The following is a 6,332-nucleotide window of genomic DNA, read 5'->3' on the forward strand; positions in this document are numbered from 1 at the left end:
CAGCTCGGCATCAGCCGCGGCTCGCCCGAGCAGGTGATCGACGGCTGGCGCTATTTCGGCTATCGGCCGGCCGAGGGTCAGAGCGATGCCGACATGGGCCGCCGCCACGCCGAAGTCTTCCTCGACCTCCTGCGCGGCGAGGGATTTGCCGAGCCCAATCCGCAGCCGATGTTTCCGAACCCGCCCGGCCTGCTACGCGTGGAGCCGCATTCCGAAGGCTTGCGCGAGCGCATCTGGTGGGGCGCCGGCTCGAATGCGACGGCGGTGTGGGCAGCGAAGCACGGCATGAATCTGCAGAGCTCGACGCTGAAGAACGACGAGACCGGCGAGCCCTTCCACGTGCAGCAGGCCGCCCAGATCCGCGCCTATCGCGCCGCCTGGAAGGAAGCCGGGCACACCCGCACGCCGCGCGTCTCCGTGAGCCGCAGCATCTTCGCGCTGATGGACGATCGCGACCGCGCCTATTTCGGCAGGGGCGGCGAAGGCGAAGACCAGATCGGCTTCATCGACCCGCGGACCCGCGCAATCTTCGGCCGCTCCTATGCCGCCGAGCCCGATGCGCTGATCGAACAGCTCCGCCAAGACGAGGCGATCACCGAGGCCGACACACTGCTGCTGACCGTTCCGAACCAGCTCGGCGTCGCCTATTGCGCGCACGCGATCGAAGCGATCCTCACGCACGTCGCGCCCGCGCTCGGCTGGCGGTGAGGCCGGCGGCATCCCGACGACCCGCGCGAAGTCTCATAACGCGAACGCGCTTCCCCTGACGCGAGGATCGGTGACGGCACGCAGTTCGCCGGTCCCGTCGCGCGTGACGAGCACCGGCCGCGCCAGCTCGTAGCCGAAGGGCGCATGCTGGGTCGCGACCGGCGACCACGTCACGCGATCATTCGCCGCGCCGTCGAGGACGCCGGCCAATTCCTCGGAGGCGAGAAGCGCGTGGCCGCTGGCATCGAGCCTCGGCGCGCTGATGGCGCTCTCGGCGGACATGCCCCGTTCGCAGAGATTGATGATCAGCTGCACGACGCAGCTTATGATGCGGCGGCCGCCGGGAGCGCCGATGGCCGCGACGGCCTGCCCGTCGCGCGTGACCAGCATGGGCCCCATGTTGGCCAGCGGACGCTTGCGGCCCGCGATGCTGTTGGCGGCATCCGGCCTGGCGTTGAACCAGCCCATCGCGCAATCGAGCAGCAGCCCGGTGCGGGGACAAACGACCTTGCCACAAAATGGCCCGCGGCCGTATGCGTCAGCGCGACCGCCATTCCGTCGCGATCGATGACCGAGATATGCGTCGTTCCGGACGTCGGCTCGGTCGAACCCTGCGGATTCCAGACTCGCTTCCTCTGCGCGTCGGGCTCGAACGCCCAGGGATCGTTGGCGGCGTAGCCCGCGAAATAATCCCAGGGCGTGAGACTGGCCGGGCCTCGCGGCGCGACACCCGACCGGATCTTCTCGGCGATGGCCTTCGCGTATCCGGCGGAGAGCAGGCCCGCTTCCGGGACGGGCACGTAATCGGGATCGCCAAGCCAGTGATACCGATCCGCAAAAGCGTGGCGGCTGACCGCTTCGAAATGCCGGATCCGCTCCACGTTGTCTTCGGACGGCGCTCGCTCCGGATAGAGCGCGGACCAGAGGTTCAGCATCTCCGCTTGCGTCAGTGCGCCGCTCGGCGCCGTCGCGCCCCAGACGTCATAGCCGCGAAATCGGGTGGGGCGCGCCTCGACGACCGCGACGTTGTCCGAGCGCAGATCCTCGCGGGTGAGGACGGCGCCGAATTCGGCGAAGGTGCTGCCGAGCATGTCGCCGACCTCGCCCTCGCGCAAGGCATGCGCGCCGCTCGCGGCGAACATCTCGAGTGTGCGGCCGAGCGCCTGCTGACGAATGACGGGCGCGGTGCCGAGCGAGGTCTCCCCGAGATGAGGGACCACCGGCGGATCGTTGTCGACGAGATAGGTCGATGCCGCGGTGCGATTGGCACGCAACGCGGACAGGTTCGCCAAGGCCTCGAGGGCGTAATAGGCGTCGGCGCCAAAGCCGTCATGCGCGGCTTCGATCGCGGGCTTTGCGACGTCCTTCAGCGAAAGACGGCCAAATCGCTCGACCGCCTTCGCGAGTCCCGCCAGGGTCGCGGGGATGCCGGCCGATCGAATGCCTTCGACATTCTCATCGCCCACGACGACGGACACGCCGAGGCCGCGGTCGATCGTCCTGCTCTCGTCGATCGTGAACATGCCGGCACTGGCCGCGCCGGGCGCGCGAGGCGCGAATTCGACCGCGTGAGCGCGGCCGGTCGATGGATCGTGGATGAGCATGAAGCCCGAACCGGCCAGCGTGGTCTCCATCGGCTCGACCACGCCCGCGACCAGGGCGGCAGCGACCGCCGCGTCGACGGCGTTGCCTCCCATCTCCAGCATCCGCACTGCCGCTTCGGAACTGACGCGGCGAGCGGCTGCGACGGCGCCGCCGTTGCCGACCGCCGCATCACGGCTGACGTTTTGCCTGGATTCCTTCATGGCTCGGATCTCCACCGTGCAGCGATCAGGACGTCAGGCTGCGGTCGTAGGTTTCGCGGAGGCTGAGGAGGCTCAGCAGGCCCAGGATCGCACCGACCGCCACCATCGCCGACACCGAATAGATGGTTCCGGTCGAAGCGAACAATCCGACCGCGATGAAGCTCGCGGGACCGCTGAACAGCACCGACGCCAGCTGATAGCTGACCGACACCGCGGTGTAGCGGATCTGGGTCGGAAACACCTCGGCCAGATAGCTCGACTGCACCGCATAGGTGCCGGCGTGTCCGACGCACCATCCGAGGACGCTCGCGGCGATCATGCCGGCATAGGTGCCGGTGTTGATGAGCCAGTAGAACGGAAAGGCGATCACGAGCCAACCGGTCACGCCGATCAGGTAGACTTTCTTGCGGCCGATGCGGTCCGACAGGCGCGCGAAGAAGAAATAGGCGGGAATGCTGGCGACAGCGCCGATCATGCCCGACACCAGGACCCAGCTCGAGGGCAGGCCGAGCGAGGTGCGGGTATAGGCGCCGTAGTAGGAGATCAGGCCGTAGGAGCCGAACGAGAAAGCCGCCTGCAACAGGACCGTGAGAAACAGCACGCGCCAGTGGTGCTTGAAGAGCTGCAGCAGGGGGACCTTTTGCGCGGTGCGATCCTTCTGCACCTTTCGCTGGGCGTCCTCGAAGATCTTCGATTCGGAAACGCTGACCCGGACATAGAGCCCGAACACGACGAGGACGCCGCTCATCAGGAAGCCGATGCGCCAGCCCCATTCGGTGAACGCCGCTTCCGAGGTGAGGAGAATCACGACCTGCAGCACCGCGTTCGAGAGGAAGAAGCCGATCGGATTGCCGATCTGGCTGAAGGCGCCGTAGAGGCCGCGCTTGCCTTGCGGCGAATGCTCGATCGCCATGAGCGCCGCGCCACCCCACTCGCCGCCGATGGCGATGCCCTGGCAGACGCGCAGGACGACCAGCATGATCGGGCCCCAAAGGCCGGCACTCGCGTAATTCGGCACGAGGCCGATCAGGAATGTCGAGATGCCCATCAGGAGCAGCGTCGTCACCAGCGCAGCCTTGCGGCCGACCGTGTCGCCGAAATGTCCGAAGAAGATCGCACCGAGCGGCCTCGCCAGGAACGCGACACCGAACGTCGCGAAGGAGGCCAAGAGGCCGGTCGTCGGATCCGACGCGGGGAAGAAGACCTTCGGAAACACCAGCGCGGCGCAGATTCCGAACAGGAAGAAATCGTACCATTCGATCGCCGTCCCGATCAGGCTGGCCATCGCAATCCGCGCCACCGACGGCTCGCTCGCGCGCGCACCGGACACCGCAACGAAATCTGACATAGGCTCCTCCCCAAATTGCCAAAACGTTTTGGCTCTATTGCCAAAACGTTTTTCTACTGTCAAGGAGCCCATATGAACGACATGCGGTCAGCACGACGGGTCAGCATCCGGGACGTCGCCGAGGCCGCGGGCGTCTCGATCACGACCGTCTCCCACGTCCTCAACGAGAAGGGACGCGCCTCCGAGGAGACGAAGAAGCTGGTGCTGGAAGCCGTCGAGCGGGTCGGCTACCGGCCCGATCCGGCCGCACGCAGCCTGCGCACCGGCGACACCGGCGTCCTCGGCATCGTGTTCCGGCCGAGCGATGCGATTTCGGGCTCGATGAACGGCACGGAGTTTCACATCCGCGTCGCGGGCGGCGCCGCCACCGCGGCCATCAGTCATGGCTACGGCCTGCTACACATGCCGTCCCCTCTCGCCACGGCGCGGCGTGCCTTTCCGATCGACGGCTGCATCGTGGTCAGCCCGACGAAGCAGGATCCGGTTCTCACCGAGTTGCTGAAGCGAAAGATACCCGTCGTCACCATCGACCCCGAGCACGGGAGCAATCGCACATCCGGACTTGTCGCGCGCGACGACGTCTCGGGCATGCGAGCGCTGCTCGATCACCTGGAATCAACCGGCGCGCGCCGCCTGTTGTTCCTGTCGGGCAAGGACCGCAATAGCTGGCTGGTGGAGTCCGAAGAGGCGTTCAAGGCCTGGGCGCAGAGCCACGGCATCGCAGCAGTAATCGAGCATGTCAGCGAGACATCCGGAGCGGAGGGCGCGAGGGAACAGGCCGTTGCGGCCCTGCGGACGAAGCCGCGTCCCGATGCGATCGTCGCAGCGACCAGCCGCTTCGCGACCGGCATCATCGACGCCGCGCGTTCCCTCGGCATCGCCGTTCCCTCCGAGCTCCGCGTCGCGGCGCTTTCCGACAGCGAACTGGCGCGCGGCCATGAGACTCCGATCACCGCGCTGGACCTTCACGGCGATCGCGCCGGGCGGGACGGCGTGGAGGTGTTGATCGCGTTGCTGCAGGGCAAGGTGCCGGTCGAGCACGCGGCCGTCATTCCATCGCTGCGGATCCGCGCATCGACGTTGCGCCGGGATGCAGCCGGCTAGAACGCGCTTCGGACCAGAGGCAGCGCCGAAAGCGCATTCAGGAAACCATCGTGTGCCGACGCCTGGAGGCGCGTGCCTTCAACGCGAACCGGACCATGGCGATCAAGGGCGCCGCGAGAGCGGCCCAGCACAGGCCCCACCAGACGCCACCGCCGCCGAGAAGCGCAGACAACAGTCCGAAGATGATGAGCACGCCAAACATCAGGGGTGCTGCCCAAATCCGCCAGACCGTCTGCGCGCGCATCATTCGGCCGCTTCGCCAACGGCAGATAGCGGCGTGAGGCCTCGCGCGAGATCAGGCCGGGGCTGCCGCGCCCGTTTCAGCCAGAGATAGATGCCGGTGGAGAGGACGATGATGGTCGCGATGTCCAGCAGAGCCCACAGAATCTTGAGCGGCAGTCCACCATAGTCGCCGAAATGGAGCGGCCGCGACACCTGCAGGGCGAGCAGATACCAGGGCATCTTGACCTGGCCTTCGAGACGGCCCGTTGCCGCATCGACAAGCACCGCGTTCCTGAGCCGCGACGTCAGGCTTTCGTCGCCCCGCATCCACACGATGTAATGGGTCGGCGTTCCGATCGGCGAACCCGGATAGATCACGGACATCGGGGTCATGCTTCGCACGGCTTTCGCAGCGACGTCGAAGGCCGCCTGGGGCGAGGACAACCCGGACTCGGGCGGCGTCTGCTTGCCTTTGTGGCGATTGAGCATCGCCTGCACTTCGCTCTGCTGCCACATCGCGAAGATCGGCGTGGTCAGCTCGTTGATGATGCCCGTCACGCCCACGACCAGCATCCAGGCCAGCACGATCACGCCGACCATGTTGTGATAGTCGAGCCATTTGGCGCGGGCGCGATCGGTGCGGATTGCGCCGAACTCCAGCTTGCGCATGAACGGGCCATACACGACACCGCCCGACACCAGGGCGACCACGAACAGGACGGCCATGCCGCCCATGAAGAGTTCACCGGGCAGATCCGCGAACAGGTCCTTGTGGAGGCGCAACATCGTGCCCATGAAGGTGACATCCGCCTGATTGGCGGGCTTGTACTGCTTCAGCGGCTCGGCCGTTCGCGAATCCAGCCGTATCGCATGGCCGATCTTGCGATTCGCCGCGTAGGCTTCCAGCGACGGGGCCATGAAGACGATCGCCTTCGGTTCGTCGTCGTCGACGAAGATCGACAGGATCGCCTCGCCCGGGAACAGCTTGCGGGCGCTGGCCGCAAGCGTGTCCAGGCTGGCGTTTGCCGTATTCGGCGGCACCTCCGAATACGGCAGGCCGTCATAGAGGAGGTCGCCGATCTCGTCCTTGAACACGAGTGGAAGACCGGTCACGCAGATGACGAGCAGGAACAGGGTGCAAACCA

Annotated in this window: 5 protein-coding genes and 1 pseudogene; 2 read left to right on the plus strand and 4 right to left on the minus strand. The window is 66.6% G+C overall.

Annotation, left to right across the window (positions count from 1 at the left end; genetic code table 11):
- Nucleotides 1–708: LLM class flavin-dependent oxidoreductase (locus QM712_RS35865; RefSeq protein ID WP_415027872.1), on the plus strand; the 708-nt coding region annotated here is incomplete at its 5' end.
- Between the two features lie 33 nt (nucleotides 709–741).
- On the opposite strand, the pseudogene QM712_RS35870 reads toward QM712_RS35865, so the two are convergent.
- Nucleotides 742–2,513 (minus strand): annotated as a pseudogene (locus QM712_RS35870) (gamma-glutamyltransferase).
- Between the two features lie 25 nt (nucleotides 2,514–2,538).
- Nucleotides 2,539–3,861 (minus strand): MFS transporter, encoded by a 1,323-nt coding sequence (locus QM712_RS35875; RefSeq protein ID WP_415027873.1) that lies wholly within the window; start codon nucleotides 3,859–3,861, stop codon nucleotides 2,539–2,541.
- A 72-nt stretch (nucleotides 3,862–3,933) separates the two neighbouring features.
- On the opposite strand from QM712_RS35875, the gene QM712_RS35880 reads away from it, so the two are divergent.
- A complete protein-coding gene (locus QM712_RS35880) occupies nucleotides 3,934–4,965 on the plus strand; it encodes a LacI family DNA-binding transcriptional regulator (protein WP_415027874.1) in 1,032 nt (343 codons plus the stop codon).
- 37 nt (nucleotides 4,966–5,002) lie between these two features.
- On the opposite strand, the gene QM712_RS35885 is transcribed toward QM712_RS35880, so the two are convergent.
- The gene (locus QM712_RS35885) at nucleotides 5,003–5,212 is read right to left on the minus strand and encodes a hypothetical protein (protein ID WP_415027875.1); all 210 of its coding nucleotides are present in this window, start codon (nucleotides 5,210–5,212) and stop codon (nucleotides 5,003–5,005) included.
- On the minus strand, nucleotides 5,209–6,332 hold a 1,124-nt coding region (locus QM712_RS35890; RefSeq protein WP_415027876.1), incomplete at its 5' end, for a PepSY-associated TM helix domain-containing protein. The genes QM712_RS35890 and QM712_RS35885, both read right to left, overlap by 4 nt.

Origin of the sequence: Bradyrhizobium sp. (assembly GCF_047605465.1) — a bacterium.
Taxonomy (GTDB): domain Bacteria; phylum Pseudomonadota; class Alphaproteobacteria; order Rhizobiales; family Xanthobacteraceae; genus Bradyrhizobium.